The organism is Novipirellula caenicola (assembly GCF_039545035.1).
In the GTDB taxonomy this organism is placed as follows: domain Bacteria; phylum Planctomycetota; class Planctomycetia; order Pirellulales; family Pirellulaceae; genus Novipirellula; species Novipirellula caenicola.
In genome coordinates this window covers 209,619-230,459 of record NZ_BAABRO010000013.1, presented here as the reverse complement: position 1 = coordinate 230,459, position 20,841 = coordinate 209,619, and the positions used below count along the sequence as shown (strand labels likewise).

Genomic DNA, 20,841 nt, shown 5'->3' with positions numbered 1-20,841 from the left:
GCTACGAAATGCTTCACGGCATTGGGGCAAACAACAAATGTGCTTAATCAATGATTCTTGCCCACCCGCTTACGCATCGGTCAAGGTATCGATCGGTGGCGATCGACGGTAGGTGAATCACATTCTATGAGAAAACTTTTTCGCTCGCGGCAATCGGATGTTTTCTTCATTCGGGGCTACGCCAAATCGGGGACCAATTGGCTTTGCAATCTGATGAATCTGCATCCCCAGATCGGATGCACGGGTGAATTTCATTTGCGTCCTCTGTTCGAAAGTGTGCGTGCCATTCAGTCTGCTCCCTGGGGAATTTTGAGCCGCGAGAAGCAGTCTGGATTCCTCGAAGTTGCTTTCTACCGAATGGTAAAGCAGTTGATCCGCGATGTTTGTGGCAACAAGCGATGGTGCGGCGACCGGACACCCTGTACGCTTCGCTCGACGTTTGTCCCAGGCGTCCGGCAACTCTACATCACGCGGGACGGTCGCGATGCCGTGGTCAGTTGGGCGTACCATACGCTGAACTACAACTTCAATGCAGGGCCGCGAATGCAAGAAAACTTGCAGCGGTTCAAGACTGATCCGAACTATTTTGAACAACGCAAACAAGAGTTGTTGGCGTGTGAGACCGTTGTGCGTGAGTTCGCGTCGCAGTGGAACGCAGCAATCGTCGACGATTTCCAGATGATGCAGTCGGCTGATCGAGCAGAGATCGATCTGCCGTATTACTGGATTCGCTATGAGGATCTGCAGACGGATACGCTGAAATATCGAAACGAGATTTACCAGTTTCTCGGTCTGTCTGTGGCAAAGGCGAGTCCGCTGAATGCATTGACAGAACCGGGGTTTGGCTCACCCGATACCAACCGTCCGAACGATTTTTATCGCCGCGGACGTGCTGGAACTTGGCAAGAGTATTTCACCGCCGAGCAACTCGCGTGGTTTAACGACGAGGCGAGCGAGGCGTTGCGGTTGGTTTCAGCGAATGCATCTTGAATTCACCCCACGAAATGCTCGACCGAATCAAATGAGACACCCATTCATCAGGCTGCGTCCTGTGTCGCTTTGACCGATACAGCAGCGAATGAAAGGCGGCGTCAACAAATGCGGCCATCCGATGCCGACTTGGTTTGCCAAACATCACATTGGCTTGTCCCTGCCCCACAAAATAGGATTGCACGTACCGCTCGGTGGCTCGGTCAGCGGGGATGATGTGTTGGACCTTGGCGTTAGGAACCCAGCGGCCATTGCCCCCGCCGCGAGCGATCCGTTTCAAGACCTGCGTCTCGTCTTCTCCGATCATTCCCGAGCGGACACGGCCGAGCGTGGGATCGAAGCGATATTGCCGCTGGACGTCGGCTCGTATTGCAAAGTTAGCACCATATGGCAGCCGGTTTTCGTTTAGCTCGATCGGTTGTTCGCCCAAATCGCGTGCGGCATAGACCGATTTGCATTTGTCCCAAGTCGCTTCGATCCAATCGGGACAACCAGGCGGTTCGAACCACGGTTCGATGGCGCCGCCAAAGAATGCCACGTCGGGTTCAGCGATAAACGCGTCACAATACGAAGTCAGCCAGTCGTCAGCGACCAGCACATCATTGTCAGTCCAGACGATGTAGTCGCCACTTGCAGCTTCGATCGCACGATTTCGGCTTGCCGAGTGACCCTGGACCGTCTCGATGAGCGACACGATCGGTAGCGTTTCCGAGAATGCGTTGATGACCTGCTGAGTATCGTCGGACGAGTTGTTGTCGACGAGGATCAGTTCCCATTCAAAGCGATCGTCCACGTTGATTTCACGTAGTCGTTCCAAGGTGCGGCGCAGCAAACGCGAACGGTTCCAAGTGCAAATCGCAACGCTGATCTTGACTTGCCGCGATGACTTGGGGGAATCGTATTGGGACAAGGATTTACCTGTGCATCGAGGCTAGATCGGCAATCTTGTCGTAGAAATCAGCGATTGGATCCTCGCTGTAACGCTGGCGAATCCGCGTACCTGCGAGTTCCCCCATGGCTTGCCAGTCGTCGCGTCTCTGCCATGCGGTTTCCAGGGCAGTGTCGAGCAGATCGGCAGTTGCTGCGGGTGCGATAAACCCTGTTTCCCCATCATCAATCAGCTCGCGATTGCGTCCGACATCGGTGGTAATGCAGACCCGATTACAGAGCATCGTTTCGACGATGGCCAACGCGGCCCCTTCGAAACGCGAAGGAAGGATCAATCCATGATGATTCGCCCAAACGTCTTCGATGTTTTCCGAGTAGCCTGCCAATTGAATCTGAGTTTGCAGACCGTAACGCTCAATCAACCGCTCCATCTGTGTGCGATTGCCTTGCGAATCGCCGAACAGCCGAATCGATAGATTTCGGTCACGCCACTTGTCTTGCTTCAGCACGTCGATCAGCAAGTCTTGGCCTTTCGACGTGAAATGAATTCGGCCAACGCAGGCTAGCCGGAATCCGTCATCGGCAGCGGGCCAAGTTGGGGCCGCATGCCAGTCGACATTGAACGGATTATCGATGATTTCGGCTTGATCCAGCTCGATGGCCAGAGTCGTTTCGGCACGATCAAGGTTTTCTTGCGAAACAAAAAACACCTTTTCGGCATTCGTGTACGCGGCCTGGAATTCGTCCAGATAGATGTCGTCCAACGACTCGGTGCTGGCGGCTTGGACGTTGATCGCGTAGGGGATTTGGCGGCGGATTAATTCCGCCGCGGGAGTGACCGCATTGAGATGGTAGCCGAGAATGACGAGCACAAAATCCGGCTGTTCGCGAGCGAGCCAACGTCGTAGATGGTCGGTTTCTTTTTCAAGGTTCAGCGGCGACTTCAGCCGATACGGCCACGATCGCCATGTCGGATCTCGGCGTAGCCAAACGGTTGCCCCTGCGGAACGTAAACGATCCAGTTCGCGGGGTGTGTCCTCCCACCAGCGGTAGTTCACCGTGACTTGGATGTCATTATCGAGCAGTCGGTGGGCCACACGAGACCACAGCACTTCGCTGCCGCCCCACGGCATTCCCGTCATTGTCGAATAGAATCCGATTTTCACCGTGCACAATCCAAAAAACAAAGTCGTTGATCGCTCGGGACGTGCGATTCAATTAAATGACGGGTTTGGTCGTAGCGGAAGTCGTCAAGACTTTCGTTTTCCAGGATGGTCGAAACTCTTGACGAGTTCCGCTACCTCGGTAATAGAATCGCACGTCCCCCGCGATCACACGCCAAGATCGCGGAGCGATCAGCGACACTTGCACTATCGTGGCGTGATCGATGATTCAAGCAAAGGGGTGGTGGCGGTTCGTAGCTCGGAGTCATCGTTTTTGAAGTCCTCGGGACGGGCAAACACCGAGGGTGAATTTAACGCAAACCGGCATTCGTTGATGGTCGGTTCCCCGAATCCAACCCCCATCACACTCAGCAGCGTGCCGCGTGCGTGGTGCACTTTGATGAACGCCAAGTTGTAGTCGACCAAACTGCGTTGGAATTGCGTTTCCGCTTGTGTTGCACGGACTTGAGCTTCCAGCACCTCTTCCACATGCACATCGCCTGCGGCATGACGCTCTGATTGGGCATTCAACCGAATCAAGGACGCATCGCGACTTTGTGCCATCGAATTCATTGCACCATAGGCCCGGTCGAGCTCGATGAAGGCTGCACGCAGTTCCGATGTGATGTGCCGGCGTTGTTCCTCTGCAATTGCTCGTGCCCGAGACAGTTGCATGTGTGCACTGTGTACCGCGGCATTCTCGCGTCGGTTCAAGACTGGACGACTGTATTCGATTCCCACTTGCCATCCCTGCAGCGCTTCACTGAACAGTGCAGTATCGGTCGAGGGATCATCAGCCAAACGGCGATACTTTCCGATCAAGTCGACCTGAGGGCGTTGCAAGTTTCGAGCGGCCTTGAGTTCCAAGACGCGTTTATTGATCTCGTATTGCTGCTTGCGAAGTTCGATTCGGTTGACTTGGGCGAGTGCGTCACTCTCTTGCCAATCGAAACGAAGTGACGCCTCGAGCGGCGGACCGACGGGATGGATCAGTCGATCGTCGGTCGTGGGAAGCGCCAGCAGGGTTCGCAACTTTAGCTCGACGTTGTACACGCCCGTTTGGCCTGGAGTAGTGCCGCAGATCGCGTTGCGGACACCGGCTTCGGCAGAATAGTACTGCTGGCGAGCGAGCGCCTCGACGTCCGCCGGGCTGACGTTTTGAGCGACTCGTTGCTGTTCCCGTTCCCACGCTTGCCGGGCGTTGTCCAAGGCCGTTCGCTTGGCCTCGAGGTTTTGATAGGCAAAGAACAACTCCCAGTAAACGATCGCGACATCGCGAACCAATTCGGATACCGATTGTTCGACTTCCAACCGCGCTTGATTGTGTTCGAGCTGCGAGATCAGCACCCCACGGTACATGCCGGGCTTCGCCATCGGGCCCGCGATTTGGTTGAATTGTGTTCCCGCACCACGCATCAACGGGTGACGTGCTTCGGCTCCGTAGGCAGCATAGAATCCGCCGGCGAGGTCCTCGTCATAGCCGCCGACGCCACCCACCGACACCTTCGTGCCCGACCGCAAGATGCGGCCGACTCCCATCTTTGCCAGCGTTTCGGGTTGGGCGAAAACGCCAAATTGGCCACTCGAAAATGCGGAATTAACCGAGCTGCCGCCGCCGTTGTAAACCAGGCCAGTCTCGAATTGAGTGTCGAAGGCCGACAAGCTTGCATCGATTCCGAGGTTCGGGTCGCTTCGTAAGACCGCCGGATCCAGTGTGGTCCGCACGGCATCGGGAAACGTCAAAACGCGACCGCCGCGATCCCGAATCACCTGGCTGTTGTCCAGCGCCAACATCACCGCTTCGTCCAGCGTCAAGTGCCATGGCGTCAACTGGTCGAACTCATCCGCACTCGGTGGGATTCGCTCGGCCACCGATCCCGCAAAGAAATCGGTCTGAGATGGCAGAATTGGCTCTGCAAACGAAACCGTCTGCAGTAGCGATTCCCTTGCCGCTTTTGTTGGCGAATCTGCGTTGGCGACAGTCTTTTTATCAAGTCCAGCATTCGCGAAGGGACGAACCGGGGGCGAGCGACAACCCGATACCCATGCGATCGCCAGCGTGATCAGCGTCAATGCCGCTGCGCAACGAGTCAATTGGAGCGGCGGCTGGGCATGCATCGGCGGTGAAGTGGACGGAAAGAAGGTCGTGCGTGGTAGTCAAGCTTTAACTTTCATCGGAATGGTAGTGGCCACATATCACGATCATCGTCGCCACCGGACCGAGTCGCCTAACCGGAAAATTTTAACGAGCTGAAGCAGGTCGTTCATTCTGTGAGCCGTGACGCGTGAGCGGCCGGGTCCACGCATCCCCCGGTGCCTCTCGACCCACCACTGCCATTTACATCTCGCTTACAGCGACTGGGTTTCCATGGCGGATTCGCGGTATGGCGAGTAGGTTCCACGCTGAATTTGACGGCCTCGGATTCGATACTCGATTCCTCGCCATGAGATCGTCTTGGTGACGAAACACTTGAAAAAGGTCAGCGGCGAGATGAGTTGAGCGAGCACGATCCAAACGGGCAGCATTGTCCACGAGGTTAGCCCGAGCGATGCTGGCATCACTCGGCTGCTCGCGATTTGGCGACTCGCAGCCCACTGGCACAATCCAACGAGCAAAAGATTCGAAAGTTCAAAACCAACGAAGACGATCACCGCGGCGCGGATGGCACCCACGTCGGATTGGACCACACCAATCGCGACCAATGCCACCGCAAGAAAGGGGACAATCACCGAGATGATCCCGTAGCCCACCGTTGCTGGCCACGAAGGATGGTAAAGTTTGGCGGTCAGCAATTGACGCGGGATCCACTGCATCAGATCGCCGAACGTGCATGATTCGCGGTTTACCATCAGCACGCTTGGCACAAACACTTGCCGATAACCGTGCCGACGCAGCACGCTAAAGAGCATCGTGTCCTCGCAAAGTGCTGTGGACCATTTTTCCAGCAGTCCTGTTTCGTCGATCACACATCGCCGGATCGCCAAACTGCCTCCCCAAGCGATCCGCAGCAGAATCATGTTGATCGCCGTCGGCACGTTCCACAGATAACGGACGATCGATCCGCCCGCAGCGGTCGGTGGGTCGTACCATCGATTGCCGGTCGTCGCCCCAACGTTCTCGCGTGCCAGCGGAGCGACAAGTTCGGCTAACCAAGTGCGATGCGGAGTGGAATCGGCATCGCACAATGCAATCACCTCGAACGACGGATCAAGCTCTCGTATCGCCTGGACAATGCTGCTGCACTTTAAACTGCAACTCTCGGCCGGATCGTTCAAAACATGGATATGTAATCGCGAGTTGGACTCGAAGGCTTGCAAAATCGTCTGCGCTGGATCGGTAAGACTATCGACGACGACGTGCAATTCATAATCCGGATAATCTTGGTCCAAAAGCCGGGCGATACATTGCTCGAGAAACGGGTCGGCCCCGCGAAGACACAGCAGGATCGCGGCTTTGGGAGTGTACGCAGGATTCGCCGGCGTCCGTTTGCGGAACATGATCGCGGCAAACGCCAACGTAAAACCTGTCTGGATCGCCACGATCAGAACAACAGTCCAGCAGATGGCCTCCGTAATCGTCACAGAAAAAACACTTGGTTGTTGAGGAGGTGGCGGCGAGAAAACAAGATCGAGGACCGTCGTCGGTCACGTGGCTGCTGAGTATACTGCCGGTTTTCGTAGACGTGCAGGTCACCCTTCATCGATGTCAAAGACGTTGCCATTAACGCCGTTCGAACGATGTATGTTGCTGCAGGATTCTGCGGCCTATCCCTGCCACTGCTTCATTCGGCTGCATTTCCAAGGCCGGCTCGATCGTGAGACCTTTACTTCGGCATTGCAGAAAACATTGCCGGGGCATCCGCTTCTGCGGGCGACCGTGACATCCGGATGGCATGACCGTTGGTCCTTTGCCGACGGTGTTCAGCCTGAATTGTTGTGGTGCGAAGGCGAAACAGGAGGTCCGCTGCCACAAGCAAAACCGATCGATCTAGGCCGCGAGAGTGGTTTGAAAGTCTATGTCGTCCAAGGGGCGGTGAACGTCGAGGTCACGTTCCAGTTCCATCACGCATGCTGTGATGGAGCAGGAATGGAACGATTTATTGACGATCTTTTCGTACGTTATGCCCATCTTCGAACCGACGGTGAAATTGCCACCGATGCGACGGCCGTGGATCCCGATCGGGTTGCATCTCGCGGCACCTACGGACTGCGACTTGCCAAGCTCCTAAAACTGTTGCCCGGCCAAATGGTGGGGCTGTTAGGGGCGGCCCAGTTTTTGGGACGCCATCCCAAGCCGCTGCTTGATCATCCTGCCCGTGATCGCCAAGCCGAATCGACGGCTGCATTCCCTTCGCTGACAAGTTTTCGGTTTGACAAATCGCAAACGCTGGCCTTGCGAAATACGGCAAACGAACAAAACGTCACGCTTCATGAGTTGTTAGTTCGTGACTTCTTTTTGGCGTTATGGGATTGGCAGAAAGAACTTGGTCAATACCACGACCGACATTGGGTGCGGATGATGATCCCCATGAACATGCGAGACGCATCGTATCGTTCACTGCCCGCGATGAATTGTGTCAGTTCCGTTTTCCTGGATCGTCGTGGCAAGGACAACGTGGATCGCGATCAACTGCTAAACGGCATTCATGATGAGATGCAAGTCATCAAGCGGTTTCAATTGGAGTTCACGTTTTTGTGGTTCTTGAAACTGCTGCACTGGATTCCGGGTGGATTAAAACGCTCGGTTCAGCAGGACACGTGCCAACTGTCGGTGATCTTTTCCAACACGGGGAAAATGACACGGCGGTGCCCCTTGCCCCGCACCGATGGATGTTTGCAAGTGGCGGATTTAGTGCTTCACGATATGGATGGTCTGGCGCCGCTACGACCCTATAACTGCGTGACGATGCTGACGCTGGAATATGCTCATCGGTTGAAACTAAACCTTCACTACGACGCTCAGTTCGTGACCGCACGGCAGTCGGAAAAGCTAATGGACCTTTTCGTTGCCCGCTTGCATGACAGTATTCAATCGCGGGTTACGTGATTTCGCATCCGAGCCGCTGTCAATTCCCGGAGCGTCGATCCGCAGAGGATTACCCATTTTTTGCAAGTATTCATGACATCGCGAGATCAATTGGGTATCCGCCGGCGCACATCGGATCCCACTTTCCCGCAAGGCGTCGAGAGTCTGTTGACAGTCAAAACGGCCATGAATCCCGCGATCATCGGGCGAGGCAAAGCGTGGCATCATGATGTCGACGAGTATTTTTAAACCCTCCGACGATGCATCGGCATGCTTGGCTAAGTCAGCCAATCGCTGTCGCCATGTTTCGATGTCGATCCAATCGACATTGGCTCCGCCGTCACGCATCCACTGAGTCAACGCGTCCGCCGTCATCGGATGCGGGTTGGTCAGATGAAAGGTTTTGCCTTGGTTTTGTTTATGTTGCGCCAGGTATACCATCGCCTTGGAAACAAAGTCCACCGGCGTTGCATCGAGTTCGAAATCGCGAAACGGAGCAGCGCCGACCCACAAACAGGCTTGAACAATTTGATGTAGCAGATCGTCGACGTTGGCAATGCCGGTTTCACTGTGCCCGGTCACATGGCCTGGGCGATAGATGGTCACGGGCAGCCCACGCCGCCGCGCCTGTTCGATCATCCGTTCGGCGACCCATTTGGTTTGTGAATACCCATACAAAACATCCTGGCACGGTGGCAAAGCGTCGGACTCAGCGATCACGCGTCCGCGGTTAGCGTCGGTCGCATGCACCGTGAACGTCGAAACATAGTGCATCGGTATCATCTGACGATGGCACGCCAGACGCAATAATTCACGCGTACCGCCCACGTTGTCCGATTTGAGCGACGAGTAAGGCAGAAGCAAATTCACATTGGCGCCGTTGTGATAGATCACGTCGATGGATTCGGCCAAGCGATCAAAATGATCCGCCGAAAGACCAAGTCGCACCTGAGAAAAGTCGCCGATCAGGACGCGGACCCGATGGTTGAGATCGCTATGCCGCAGACGGTATTTCGCAAAATTCTCAGCGACTCGCTGCTTCCCTGCGATTTCGTTTTCAGCACGGATCAAGCACACCACTTGCGACGATGTGGTTTCCAATAATTCGTACAGCAGATGAGCTCCAAGGAATCCTGTGGCTCCGGTTAGCAACACGCGTGGCGACGCTGCTGCGTTCACTTCGGTTCCGCAAGGAACGATCGAAGGATCGAGTTGAGCTTCACGCTCAAAGTCGATCGGATCATCAGTCGGTTCACTTTCCTCACTTGTTATTTCGCTGTCGGTGTTTGCTTCGGACGCATCGAGATCGGACATCAATGCTAGGATCGAGTGACTCAATTCTCGAATGCTCGGTCCGCTGAGGATGCGGTTCATTGGGATTCGCGTTCCCACCGCGGTCTCGATACGATTGATCAGTTCAACCGCCATCAGCGAATCGATTCCGACTTGCGCCAGCGATGCATCGCGGTCGACTTTTGCGGGTTCGATACCAAAGACTCCGGCCACTTGGCTTGCGACAAAGTCGCCAAGGATATCGAGTCGCTCATTTGGCGAAACGCTGTGAAGTTGCGACTGCAGGCCTGAGTTCGATGGAGTCGAACGCACCTCGTCTCGGACGCATTCATACATCGGAAGAGTTGCGACAGCATCACTTATCTTACTAAATCGTTTCCAGTCGACTCGTCCGGCACCGACCACGGCGGTGTCACGAAGAATCATTTCAGCGAACACATCAAGGGCTTCATTGATCCGAAACGCTTTCAGTCCAACGCCATCCAAATACTCGGCGGTCTTGTGGTTGCGGGCGACGAATCCCGCATCAAGCAGGGCGCCCCAGTTCAACGTCAAGGCTGGCAACCCGCTCGCTTGGCGATGATGGGCCAACGCGTCAAGAAAGCTATTTCCTGCGTTGTAGTTGGCCTGCTTGGTCGCCCCCACTAAGTTTGAAAACGACGAGAAACAGATGAAATGATCCAGCGGAACATCACGTGTGGCAACATGCAAGTTCCATGCCCCCAGCATTTTGGGTTTCAGCACTTTTGCAAAACGTGCTTCGTCCAAATCGGCAATGAAGGTATCGTCCAACACCATGGCTGCATGCAGCACGCCTTTGAGTACCGGGCCATCCGTTTGGATTTGCTCGATCACACTCTGGACATCTTCTGCCTTCGTCACATCACCACGAGCATCGTTGATCGTGATTCCCTCGGTACGCAACGATTCGATTTCACTTGCCACCTCTTCGTTGGGGCCACTGCGGCTGAGCAACACCAAGTGGCGTGCGCCTTGGCGGACCATCCATTTGGCAATCTCCCATCCGAATCCACCCGCGCCACCGGTGATCAGGTAGCTGGCATCCGAGCGCAGCAGGTGCCCATCCTCGGTGCAGGGCCCGATCGATAAAGCCGATGCCGTTGTTGGATCCGAGGGAAATGACAACACATTCTTGCCGATGTGTTGTCCTTGAGCCATGTAGCGAAACGCGTCGACCGCTTCGTTGATCGGGAACACTTTGTGGGGAAGCGGGGTGTAGACGCCCGATTCAAACAGCGATGACAACTCCGTAACGATCGATGCAATCCGGCTTGGCCGTTGGGCGATGATCTGAGCCAGGTCGATCATGTGATACGAGATGTTGTTCTTGAACGCTGCTAAGCCCACTTTGGAATTCTCGTAGACGTCGATCTTGCCGATCTCTAAGAAACGTCCGAACGGCGCGAGCACCGATAGACTTTTGGGAACAAATTCTCCGGCCAGTGAATTCAGGACCGCATCGACGCCGTCGCCCGCGGTCAGATCCATGATTTGATCCGCAAACTGGACCGTTCGCGAATTCATCACATGACGCACTCCCATCGCGGCGAGCATGTCGCGTTTTTTATCGCTGCCCGCGGTGGCAAAAATCTCGAGTCCCAGGTGCTGAGCCACTTGAATCGCCGCTTGGCCAATCCCACCGGCGGCCGCATGAATCAAAATCTTTTCACCCTGCTGCATGCGAGCAACGTGCTTGATCGCAAAGTGCGTTGTCATAAACACGGTGGGCAGCGTGGCGGCTTGTTCAAACGACAGGTGCGTGGGATGCTTGAACGCCAATCGGTGATCGACGGTGATATGGCTGCGAAATGCATACGGAGCAATGCCTGAAACGCTGTCGCCGCACTGGATGTCGTTCACATTCGCTCCGGTCGCCACGACGATTCCTGAGAAATCGTCACCAAACCAAAGCAAATCGTCGGTCGTGCCGGGGTACATCCCTAGCGCCTTCATGACGTCTCGAAAATTGATGCCTCCGGCCCTCACGCGAACTTCGATCTCATCGGGACCGGGCGGACGTCGGTGGGTTTCGTTTAGCGTCAAGTGCTCTAAAACACCCGCCTTGGTCATTTGCAGTTTGAAGGCAGCGGTATCACCGTTTTCAAACACCGCTTTGCTTTGCCGCTGTGGAAATTGATCCAACGTCACTCGCTGCAGTCGATTGACAAACCGCTGGTTGTCACGCAGGGCGATTTCGCATTCACGGTTGTCGCTTGTTATCTCGTCAACCAATTCGTCAATTTCGGAATCACTTGGTTTTGATTCGAGATCAACCAGCGTCCACTGAAATTGGTTTGATTCGTTATTCGCGACGCGGCAAAATCCGGTCAACGGCGATGCGGCCAAACCCGTCAGCGGGTCGGTTTCATGAACGCTTGTTGCCGAGCGGGTGACGAAATAAACACGAGGATCGGTGGCAAGATCTGTTCCGTCCAATGCATGAGAAAGCTGAAGTGCACTGAACACCCCCGATTGCTGTTCAGCAAGCAGTTGCTCGCGGTGAACGAGTATTGCGTTGTGATCGAGCGTCCAGCAGTGAACGATCTTTGTTTGTTTCGAGTCGCCGAGTCCCGTCTCTGCGAATACGCGAATTAATTCGCTAGCGGTTCCGTCAGTCAAGCTGAACTCGTTTTCGCTGGTTCGCTCAAAAGCGGCCCCCCGCCGCAACGAAATAACACGATCACCTCGCTGCTTGAATTTGGCGGCAACCGATTCACCGACCCCACTCTCATCGACGAACACCAAAATCGTCGCGGAAGTCGGCGACAGCGAAGACGCAGGTGCACGATTTGTGTTTGAATTTCCGTCCGCCGCAGTCGCGTTATCGACGGCTATGTCGTTGGCCTGGTGTCCAAGCCGCTGTTGAGCTTGCCATTGGAATTGGTAAAGGTGATCGTTGAATGGAACTCCGTTGTGATCCGTGGAAACTCTTGCGACTCGGAATCGAGAAATCGACGCGACGGGTTTCCCGCGACCATCGACGACACGGATCGAGTATTCGACCGACGTTCCATCGACACGCGAGCGAATGGCGTGAGCCCATAGCTCCGTGGGGATCGCTTGTGTGTGTTGCTGAACCCGCCCGATCGACTCGGGCAGATACATGCTATTGTCATGTTCGTTCTGCCCGCGATCATTTTGCCCCTCCGCATAACGCGTCCCGTGTGTTGCCTGGAAACAGGCATCCAGCACGGCGGGGTGAATGCAGTACCTCGACGCATCATCGGCAACTTGATCGGTGGCGGTAATCCGTGCGAGAGATTCCTGGTGGATGGGCCAAGATTCGGCTGCCTCTGCATGGCTCCATGCTTCTGTGATCAGCGAAAAGTTCGCTCCAAATCCATAGCCCAAACCATGCAGGTCGCGATACAAGTTATCGTGCATGATTCTGCCAGGCAAACGCTTGCAGATTTCCTGCAGGTCAGTCGTTTGTGATTCTTTAGCCGGCGGCATCGCGACCAATCGGCCTTTCGCATGCAGTTCCCATGCTGCGGTACCCGTTGTGCTGTGAACCCAGAATGATTTGGTTTTTTCGTCAAACACCACCTGGATTTTAGGGATGGCGGTGTCGGATACGAACAACGCACTGATGCACTCGAGGTCTTCGACCACATAGGAATCGTCGGGGAACCATTCGGCGGCGATCGCCATGCCGATCTCAGCAAACCCAGCCGCCGGAAAGACAATGCCGTTCCAGATTTGATGGTCCGTCAAATACGGAAACAGGTGAGGATCAAGATGGAATTGCCACGTCGGTTGGGCAACGTTCAGTCGCTCACCGAGAAACGGATGCAGCGGCGGATCGATCCGGTTGGCGGTGTCCCCCTGGTCCAGCCAATACTCTTGGTAGTTCCAAGGGTAAGCAGGCTGAGGAACGAATTTGCCGGAACTTTGGTTCGCCTCGCACCAATCCACATCGACTCCATCGAATGCCAGCTTGGTTAGGTTGGTGGCCAATTCCAGTGCTGCATCGGTGTTGCGAGTCAGCGAATGTGCGATCGTGGCTTGAACCTTTTGATCTGCCAAACAGGCATCGATGGAACTACGTAGCGACGGATGCGGTCCTATTTCGAGGAAGCGGGTCGCCTGGTTGGCCGCCAAGGTAGTGATCGCCGATTCAAATCGCACCGGCTCACGCACGTTGCGCCACCAATAACCGGCGTCCATCTGTGTGCCAGGATATTGCCCGCCGGTGACGGTCGAGACAAAGGGGATCGTTTCGGGGCGAGGGGCCAAGTCCGCTAATGCTTCTAACAAATCGGCTCGGATCGGATCCATTTGGTGCGTATGGAACGCGTAATTCAGTCCTAGCCAGCGGACGAAATGGCCACGCTTCTCTAACCTTGCCCCAATCGCTTCGAGCGGTTCGATATCGCCACCGATTGTCACCAGCGACGGGCTGTTTTCCGCGGTGATTTGGACGCGGTCGGCATCGGCGCCGATGAATTCATTTGCCTCGTTCACCGACACTCCGGCAACCAACATGCCGCCCGCCCCACCGGTTTCGTTTTGCAGTCGGCTGCGGTGATAGATCAGCCGAACGGCATCGTGCAGCGAATAGATGCCTGCGCACCAAGCCGCCGCCACTTCGCCGACACTGTGCCCGACCACCGAAGATGGGTGAATGCCCCACGAAGCCCAAAGCCGAACCAACGCAACCTGGATCGCAAAGATTGCCGGCTGTGCCACTCGAGTTTGTTGGATGTTCGACTCGTTCTCAGGAAGCTCGATCTCCCGTAGTAGTGACCAACCGCTGAGCGGTTGAAAGAGTTCGTCGATTTCTTGAATCGTTTCGCGCACGATCGGTTCACGCTTGAGCAAACTTTGCCCCATCCCGCACCACTGAGATCCCTGGCCCGTGAAGACGAAAATATTTGCGTTGCAGTTGGTTGCAGCACCGAGTGCGGAGTGGGCCGAGGGGGGAGTTGCCGAGTGGGCTGCCACGATGCCCTCGCCGGATTCGCCGCCGGCGAGCCACTGAGCGAGACGCTGCCGAAGCTGGTTCGGCGTCGCTCCGATCACGGCGAGCCGATGATCATGATTTTCCTTGCGGGCCGCGGCCGAATAGCAAAAGTCAGCCAAGTCACCGTCGATTGTCTCGAGCCGTTGGCGATAACGCTCGGCATACGCTCGCAGTGCCACTTCATCGCGTGCAGAGATTGGCAACACAAATGGCCGCTCTGCGATGACGTGATCACGGTGTGAGTGCACAGGTTTGGGGGCCGCCTGCAACACGACGTGAGCGTTGGTGCCTCCGAAACCGAACGAATTCACCGCCGCGATCGGCTGCTGATCATTGCGTGACCGCAGCGATCGCAATTCGGTGGGAACCTGCAATCGGTAGCGGTCCAGGGGAATGGACTCGTTGGGCGTTTCGAAATTGCGGTTCGCTGGGATTTGTTTGCGATCCAGGACCAAAGCCGCCTTGACCAGACCCGCGACGCCCGACGCGCATTCGAGGTGCCCGATGTTGGTCTTGATCGAACCGATGTAGCAAACGTCGTCATCATCGCGGCCCTGCGACAACACCCGTCCAAGTGCTTCGGCTTCGATCGGGTCGCCCACCGGGGTGCCGGTGCCGTGGGCTTCCATGTACGCGACGTCTTGGGGGGCCACGCCGGCTTCGCGATAGGCCGCGGCTAACATCTCGCTTTGACCGGCGACGCTGGGCACGGTCATCGAAGAGGTCTGGCCATCCTGGTTGACGACGGCGGACCGCAGGACGGCGTAAATTCGGTCGCGTTGCCTGATCGCCTCGCTCAATGGTTTTAGCAGAACCAAGCCTGCCCCTTCGCCTCGGACATACCCGTTGGCGCGTGCGTCGAACGCAAAACATTCGCCTGATGGAGACAGCATCGAAGCTTTGCTGAACCCAACACTGGTGTTGGGGGTGATCAATGCATTGACGCCGCCTGCGAGTGCGGCGTCGCATTCGCCCGACCAAATCGCACGACACGCAATTGCCACGGCGACCAACGCTGAGGAACAGGCGGTATCGACGGCAAGGCTTGGACCTTTGAAGTCGAACAAGTACGAGATGCGATTGGCGGCGATGCTAAGCGTGCCACCGGTATTGGAATGCACATCGAGGTTCGCCAAGTCGTCCAGTTGCAGTGTGCCGTAATCATGGCTCGCCGCCCCGACAAACACACCGACGGATGTGCCTCGCAATGTGCTTGGCGCGATCCCCGCGTCCTCGCACGCTTCCCAAGCGGTCTCAAGAAGCCAACGTTGTTGTGGGTCCATCCGTATCGCCTCGCGTGGCGAGATCCCCCAAAACGCCGGATCAAATCGCTTCAGCTGGTCGACAAAGCCGCCTCGCCGCGTGACCATATGGCCAATCGCAGCCGGATCGCGGTGATGATACCGGTCCACATGCCATCGGTCGTCCGGGACCTCGCTGATCGCACTGCGTCCGTCAACCAATAATTGCCAAAGCGAGTCGGTGTCTCGCACCCCGCCGGGAAATCGGCAGCCGACGCCGACCAACGCTAAGGGTTCTCGTGGAGTTGGGGGATTCCGTTCAGTCATCGACGAGTATCCAGGCGTTTCAATGAATCATTCAGCAATACACCAAGAGCAACTCTCGGAAGAGTCTGGTTATGCGGCTCTAACCATTTTGGTAATTTTTGCCCTGTGGGTGGTGGCCGGTTAGAACTATAGCACGCGAGGGCTAATCAGATAACGTGACTAGTAGTGCCTCACTGAGTCGTTTTTATCGATGCTGCTTATGGGGACACCATCTGCTGTGGGGTAACGGAATCGTCCTGGATTGGGCCGTGCAGACGCCGTCTGCAGAACCCGGTGCCGAGCGTGAAGCGAATTCTGTAAGACGTGAGGCGAGCGAATTCCCGGCCGAGCCGTGCATGCATGGAAGGGTTGTGAAGGGATGGGTGTTGCTGGAACCCAAGCGGCTGCCATTGGCGGCGGCTCCGCAAGTGGTCGCGTCCCTGACACCCGATACCGAGTTGGTGCATCCGCTGAACAGCTCGCGGCCAGACGTGATCGCGGATGTGTTGCAGCAAAATCCAGAGCAATATCTGCAGCGGTGCTACGGATTTCAATTTGTCGTGCCAAATCATGTGACATCCTTTCCACTTTCACTGCGATTGGGAACGCGGCAAGTCAAGCTTGGCCACGTTTGTATGGAAGCCGCGTGCAGCGGACCGAATCGATCGTCCGGCGTGCTGGAAGGAAAATCAGGATGGTTGTTTTTAGGCAACGATACGAACCACAGCATGGATCAGCACCGAGGGACGCTGCAATTGACCCGCCGCGGACTGCGATCTTGGGTTAAGTATGCGCGAGGACTACAGCGTTTCGGCAAATCGATCCAGGCGTCTGTGGCCCTGTTGATTGCTCCAGCAAAAGAGAGTGTGCTGGGGCAATACCATCCCCTGGCGGCCGGTAAACAGAATCCGGTGCAGCAGGTTGCAGATGTCCTGCCCCGGGAGTTGCTAGTGCATCCGGTTGCAGCCATGAAAGCATGCGGCGACGATGCGTTTCTAGTCACCGACACCCATTGGAGTGATCAAGGGGCGAAGGTCGGCGCTGTGGAGCTTGCGAAAACATTGGGGTTGGCTTCGAGGGACGTGGTCGAATTGTTTGTCGATGATCGTTATCGCAGTGAGTCGATCGCGGGGGATCTCGGCTGCAAAATGAATCCTCCGCGGACATCGCACACTCAACGTCTCGATTCCTACGACCTTGGTCGCCACATCGTTTACGACAACGGATTGCGCAGCTTTGGCCGCATCTTTGTCACGCGTCATTCAAATGCCCTGGTGGATCAAACGTGCTTGATTTTCGGATCCTCTTCGAGTTACGCGATGCTAAAGTACGCAAGCCGAATGTTTGGCTGTGTGATCTTGGTTCACACCGCAGGCGGCTTGGACCCCCACTTGATTGCCGCAGTGAAACCACAGTTTCTGGTTGCACAAACGAATGCCCGTTATGTGGTCCGAGTCCCACGGTTGACTCATAGCGTACGCGATCAACTGAAGACAAAAGTCAGCAGGCTAACCGAGACAGAACGCGCCGAAGTCATCGCAAATCGTGTGTGCAACGACGCATCGTGGCTGGCCAAATCGGCCTTTGCACCCTACGACCAAATCCTCTGGTAGCGAGAGAATGCCAAGCGTTTCGGCTGGTCGAGTTCGGTGTTACGTTCTCCTGATCGTCAGCTTGGGAGAGGTACAGTTGACGAGTTACCTCTCCCGAGCGCCAGCTGGGGAGAGGTCGGATGGGCCCTTTAGGCCTCATCCGGGTGAGGGCACTGCAGCGGAGGTGCACGTTGCCAAAAAACTTCGGCTTGCTCGGTCGCAAGTCTTGGTATCGGTCGCGACCGGGGAATCCCTCACCTCTATTGAAACAGTTTTTGGCAATCCAATTCGATTTCGCATTGGTCGTCCAAACGCAGTGTTAACGGCTGCGCTGCGTCGACTGCCACTTCGTCATTTCCGGTGACGTGCAGGATGGATCGATCACTCGGGTCGAGGATCAAGTAATGCCGGACGTCGTTCTCCAGGCAAAGCGTTCGCTTGACCGTCAAGTCTCGCTCGCGAGTGGCCTCGGACAGCACTTCCACCATCACCACAGGGGATCGCTCCAAATGTCGCTCGGGTTGCTCGCCGCAAACCACCATCAAATCGGGACGGATCACCGTGTGGTTGTCCACAATCCAATCTAGGTTGGTGTAAACCTCGCAAGAACAATGGCGAAGTTTGAGCTGAGAAAGAATCTCGAAAGACAATCGCGATACCACTCGCTCGTGTGGTCCGAACGGTGACGGGCTCATCGAAACCGCCACACCGTCAATCAGCTCCCAATCCCCTTCCCAGCGGTTGTAGTCGTCGAGCGTGTAGCGAGGAATATAGCGAGGTGCAGTGCTCAAGCGATGGTCTCCATGGAATAACCGAGTGACTGGGCTTATTCTAACAGCACGAAGCGTGCAGCGCACATGCATTTCGGCCGGCTTCAGGCGGTTATTGGCCGCGCTGCAACCGCTCTAATCCATCGAGGATCAAGTCCAGGCCGAACTGCAATTCGTGCAAACCATCGTGGTGACCCGAGATCATCTCTTGCGACATCCCGTTCAGATACGGGTATTCATCGGCAGGAATCTGCGGAAGGTAAGCTTTGGCGACTTCGGCATACTCATCGGGCTGGAAAGGAAAATTCAGTTTCTGCAGCGTGAATCCGTAAACGTAACTGTCGATCGCGTTCCAGGCATGGTCGGCCATCGCGTAGGAGAAACCCGCCTCGACAAGGCATCCGATCGTGGCGTCCACGTAACGCAGCATCGCAGGACCGACATTCGGACGTGACACGATCAGCATCGTCGCCCAAGGGTGACGCATCAGGACGTTGTGGGCCGAGACGGCACGTCGCCGCATTGAATTTTTCCAGTCGCCGTCGAGCTCCGGAAGTTCGATTTCGCCAGCGACGATGTCGACGATTCCGTCGAGAATTGCATCCTTGCTGGACACGTGGTTGTACAGCGACATCGCCTCAACGCCGAGCAATTCCCCGAGTTTTCGCATCGAAAGCGACTCGATCCCATGCTGGTTGGCAAACTGAATCGCGGTTCGTAGCACGGTCTCTTTACTCAGCGAAACCTTGCGTTTTTTGCCTGCTTTTTCGCGATTTGCCTTGGATTTCTTTGCCATAAATGCCTTTTCGTCTCCTCCGTCGAGGCACTGGACCAGAAAGGGCGACAAACGCGAGCGTTATCCCCTCTCAAAAAAATTTTGCCTGTTGCCTCAGCTTACGGTGTAAGTATAACATGGAATTGCCGAAACTTACAGTGTAAGTGTTCGTGGTCCTGTGGTTCTGTTTGACGTGGAGATGAGATGAATACAGCCCCGATTGAGTTGGCGGCCACTGCCACTGACAAAAACAATGGTGAAAACCCAGCAAGCGGCGGCGTGCCCCATCGTTTGTGCCTGCCGCAGAAGACCATGAAAGCAATCATTCAAGACCGCTACGGAAGCCCCGGCGACCTCGAGTTGCGAGAAATCCCCACACCGGTGCCTGCAAAAGGTGAAGTGTTGGTGCGAGTGCAAGCGGCCGCCATTCACGTCGGAGACGTTTTTGGCGTCCGCGGCGCCCCGCTGTTGATGCGGGTGGAAACCGGGTGGCTGAAGCCAAAGTACGGTGTTCCGGGATTCGATTGTGCGGGCCGCGTCGAAGCGATTGGCGAGGGGGTTACACGTTTCCGGATCGGGGACGAGGTGTTCGGCGTATGCAGCGGCGCGTGTGCCGAGTTTGTTTGCGCCAGCGAAGACAGGCTTGTGTTGAAGCCAAACGAGATCACGTTTGAGCAAGCAGCGGCCGTTCCCACGTCCGGCCTAGCCGCGCTGCATGCGCTTCGCGATGTAGCCAAGATTCAATCGGGACAAAAGGTCTTGATCATCGGAGCATCGGGAGGTGTCGGAACGTTTGCGGTGCAGATTGCAAAATCGTATGGCGCCGAAGTCACGGGCGTCTGCAGCACCACCAACGTCGATCAGGTCCGCTCGATGGGGGCCGGTCATGTCATCGATTACACCCGAGAAGATTTTGCCGATGGAGGTACGCGTTACGATTTGATTTTTGACAACGTCGAGAACCGCTCGCTATCGGATTGTCGACGTGCATTAAAGCCGACCGGCACATTGATTTTGAACAGCGGCACTGGGGCGAGTGGGGGCGCCTTTTTATGGCGTCTGCTGAAGCCATTGTTGTTGTCGCCGTTGGTGAGTCAGCGGTTGTGCCGTTATCTGTCGACACCCAACGCGGCAGATCTAGACGTGTTGGCGGAAATGTTAACGTCGGCGGCGGTCACTCCGGTCATCGGCCGAACTTACCCGCTTGCCGAAACAGCGGACGCGATCCGGTATGTCGAAACGGGGCACGCAAAAGGAAAAACAGTCATCCGGGTTGGAGACGAAGGATGAGGAAGAACGCAGTCGCCAGCGACCTGCGAGTTTTGCAGTTTGCAAATCTTGATGCGGCAAGCGACGAAGCGCAGTCGCTGTTGCAATCGGGATACGATCGCTGTGGCAATTGGTCATTGGCACAGATTTGTCGCCATCTGCGGCTGGTCCAAGATCCCAGCATCGATGCCTATCCACGGTGGATGACACTGTTTGCATTCTTGCGGCCGGTGATGCGACGCACGCTATTGCCCCGATTGTTGCAGGGCAATTCGCCGATCGGCATTCCCACTTCGCCTATCTTCGTGCCGCCCGCAGAACTAGACGATGCCGACGAGGTGTTGTTGTTTACTCGCAGTGTGGATCGGTTCAAGTCTTACCAAGGCAAGTACGCAGCCCATCCTGGGTTTGGTCGCATGGATCGCGACGCACTTGAAACGCTCCATGCGACGCACGCTGCCCACCATCTGCGTTTCTTAAAGCCGCACCCACGATCGTAGCGGACGAGGCAACGAGTCCCTCGCAGCAAACCGTAGTGGACGAG

General features: G+C 55.9%; 12 protein-coding genes. 5 read left to right on the top strand and 7 right to left on the bottom strand.

All coding sequences use genetic code 11. From position 1 onward, the window contains the following. Positions 1 to 126: 126 nt before the first annotated feature. Positions 127 to 990 (top strand): sulfotransferase domain-containing protein, encoded by an 864-nt coding sequence (locus ABEA92_RS22605; RefSeq protein ID WP_345686458.1) that lies wholly within the window; start codon positions 127 to 129, stop codon positions 988 to 990. Here ABEA92_RS22605 and ABEA92_RS22600 read toward each other — a convergent pair. From ABEA92_RS22600 to ABEA92_RS22585, 4 genes are all read right to left on the bottom strand, one after another. Next, the gene (locus tag ABEA92_RS22600) at positions 938 to 1,900 is read right to left on the bottom strand and encodes a glycosyltransferase (protein WP_345686456.1); all 963 of its coding nucleotides are present in this window, start codon (positions 1,898 to 1,900) and stop codon (positions 938 to 940) included. The two genes, ABEA92_RS22605 and ABEA92_RS22600, sit on opposite strands and share 53 nt — an antisense overlap. 4 nt (positions 1,901 to 1,904) lie before the next feature. Beyond that, positions 1,905 to 3,044, bottom strand: coding sequence for a glycosyltransferase (locus ABEA92_RS22595; RefSeq protein WP_345686454.1), 1,140 nt, complete (start codon positions 3,042 to 3,044; stop codon positions 1,905 to 1,907). A gap of 204 nt (positions 3,045 to 3,248) precedes the next feature. Further along, positions 3,249 to 5,135 carry a TolC family protein gene (locus ABEA92_RS22590; RefSeq protein WP_345686452.1) on the bottom strand — a complete coding sequence of 629 codons (1,887 nt, stop codon included), beginning with the start codon at positions 5,133 to 5,135 and terminating at the stop codon, positions 3,249 to 3,251. 255 nt (positions 5,136 to 5,390) lie between these two features. Beyond that, positions 5,391 to 6,581, bottom strand: a complete 1,191-nt coding sequence (locus ABEA92_RS22585; protein ID WP_345686450.1) for a glycosyltransferase family 2 protein — start codon at positions 6,579 to 6,581, stop codon at positions 5,391 to 5,393. A 163-nt stretch (positions 6,582 to 6,744) separates the two neighbouring features. On the opposite strand from ABEA92_RS22585, the gene ABEA92_RS22580 reads away from it, so the two are divergent. Then, a complete protein-coding gene (locus ABEA92_RS22580; RefSeq protein ID WP_345686448.1) occupies positions 6,745 to 8,088 on the top strand; it encodes a hypothetical protein in 1,344 nt (447 codons plus the stop codon). On the opposite strand, the gene ABEA92_RS22575 is transcribed toward ABEA92_RS22580, so the two are convergent. Continuing rightward, a complete protein-coding gene (locus tag ABEA92_RS22575; RefSeq protein ID WP_345686446.1) occupies positions 8,032 to 15,912 on the bottom strand; it encodes a thioester reductase domain-containing protein in 7,881 nt (2,626 codons plus the stop codon). The genes ABEA92_RS22580 and ABEA92_RS22575 overlap by 57 nt on opposite strands. Positions 15,913 to 16,247: 335 nt before the next feature. On the opposite strand from ABEA92_RS22575, the gene ABEA92_RS22570 reads away from it, so the two are divergent. Further along, complete coding sequence (locus tag ABEA92_RS22570) at positions 16,248 to 17,504, top strand: alginate O-acetyltransferase AlgX-related protein (protein ID WP_345686444.1); 1,257 nt, start codon at positions 16,248 to 16,250, stop codon at positions 17,502 to 17,504. Between the two features lie 239 nt (positions 17,505 to 17,743). Here ABEA92_RS22570 and ABEA92_RS22565 read toward each other — a convergent pair whose 3' ends face one another. Both ABEA92_RS22565 and ABEA92_RS22560 read right to left on the bottom strand, forming a co-directional pair. Beyond that, positions 17,744 to 18,274, bottom strand: a complete 531-nt coding sequence (locus ABEA92_RS22565) for a Uma2 family endonuclease (protein WP_345686442.1) — start codon at positions 18,272 to 18,274, stop codon at positions 17,744 to 17,746. A 91-nt stretch (positions 18,275 to 18,365) separates the two neighbouring features. After that, positions 18,366 to 19,049 (bottom strand): TetR/AcrR family transcriptional regulator, encoded by a 684-nt coding sequence (locus ABEA92_RS22560; protein WP_345686440.1) that lies wholly within the window; start codon positions 19,047 to 19,049, stop codon positions 18,366 to 18,368. 183 nt (positions 19,050 to 19,232) lie between these two features. Here ABEA92_RS22560 and ABEA92_RS22555 point away from each other — a divergent pair, with 183 nt between their 5' ends. After that, positions 19,233 to 20,318 (top strand): NAD(P)-dependent alcohol dehydrogenase, encoded by a 1,086-nt coding sequence (locus ABEA92_RS22555; protein WP_345686438.1) that lies wholly within the window; start codon positions 19,233 to 19,235, stop codon positions 20,316 to 20,318. Beyond that, the gene (locus tag ABEA92_RS22550) at positions 20,315 to 20,797 is read left to right on the top strand and encodes a DUF1569 domain-containing protein (RefSeq protein ID WP_345686436.1); all 483 of its coding nucleotides are present in this window, start codon (positions 20,315 to 20,317) and stop codon (positions 20,795 to 20,797) included. The genes ABEA92_RS22555 and ABEA92_RS22550 overlap by 4 nt, the downstream gene beginning before the upstream one ends. The last annotated feature ends 44 nt before the right edge of the window (positions 20,798 to 20,841 follow it).

Bases quoted from the DNA above. Each gene is read 5' to 3' on its own strand.
- ABEA92_RS22575 (WP_345686446.1), bottom strand. From the start codon at position 15,912: ATGACTGAACGGAATCCCCCAACTCCACGAGAACCCTTAGCGTTGGTC.
- ABEA92_RS22580 (WP_345686448.1), top strand. From the start codon at position 6,745: ATGTCAAAGACGTTGCCATTAACGCCGTTCGAACGATGTATGTTGCTG.
- ABEA92_RS22560 (WP_345686440.1), bottom strand. From the start codon at position 19,049: ATGGCAAAGAAATCCAAGGCAAATCGCGAAAAAGCAGGCAAAAAACGC.
- ABEA92_RS22555 (WP_345686438.1), top strand. From the start codon at position 19,233: ATGAATACAGCCCCGATTGAGTTGGCGGCCACTGCCACTGACAAAAAC.
- ABEA92_RS22550 (WP_345686436.1), top strand. From the start codon at position 20,315: ATGAGGAAGAACGCAGTCGCCAGCGACCTGCGAGTTTTGCAGTTTGCA.
- ABEA92_RS22605 (WP_345686458.1), top strand. From the start codon at position 127: ATGAGAAAACTTTTTCGCTCGCGGCAATCGGATGTTTTCTTCATTCGG.
- ABEA92_RS22570 (WP_345686444.1), top strand. From the start codon at position 16,248: ATGCATGGAAGGGTTGTGAAGGGATGGGTGTTGCTGGAACCCAAGCGG.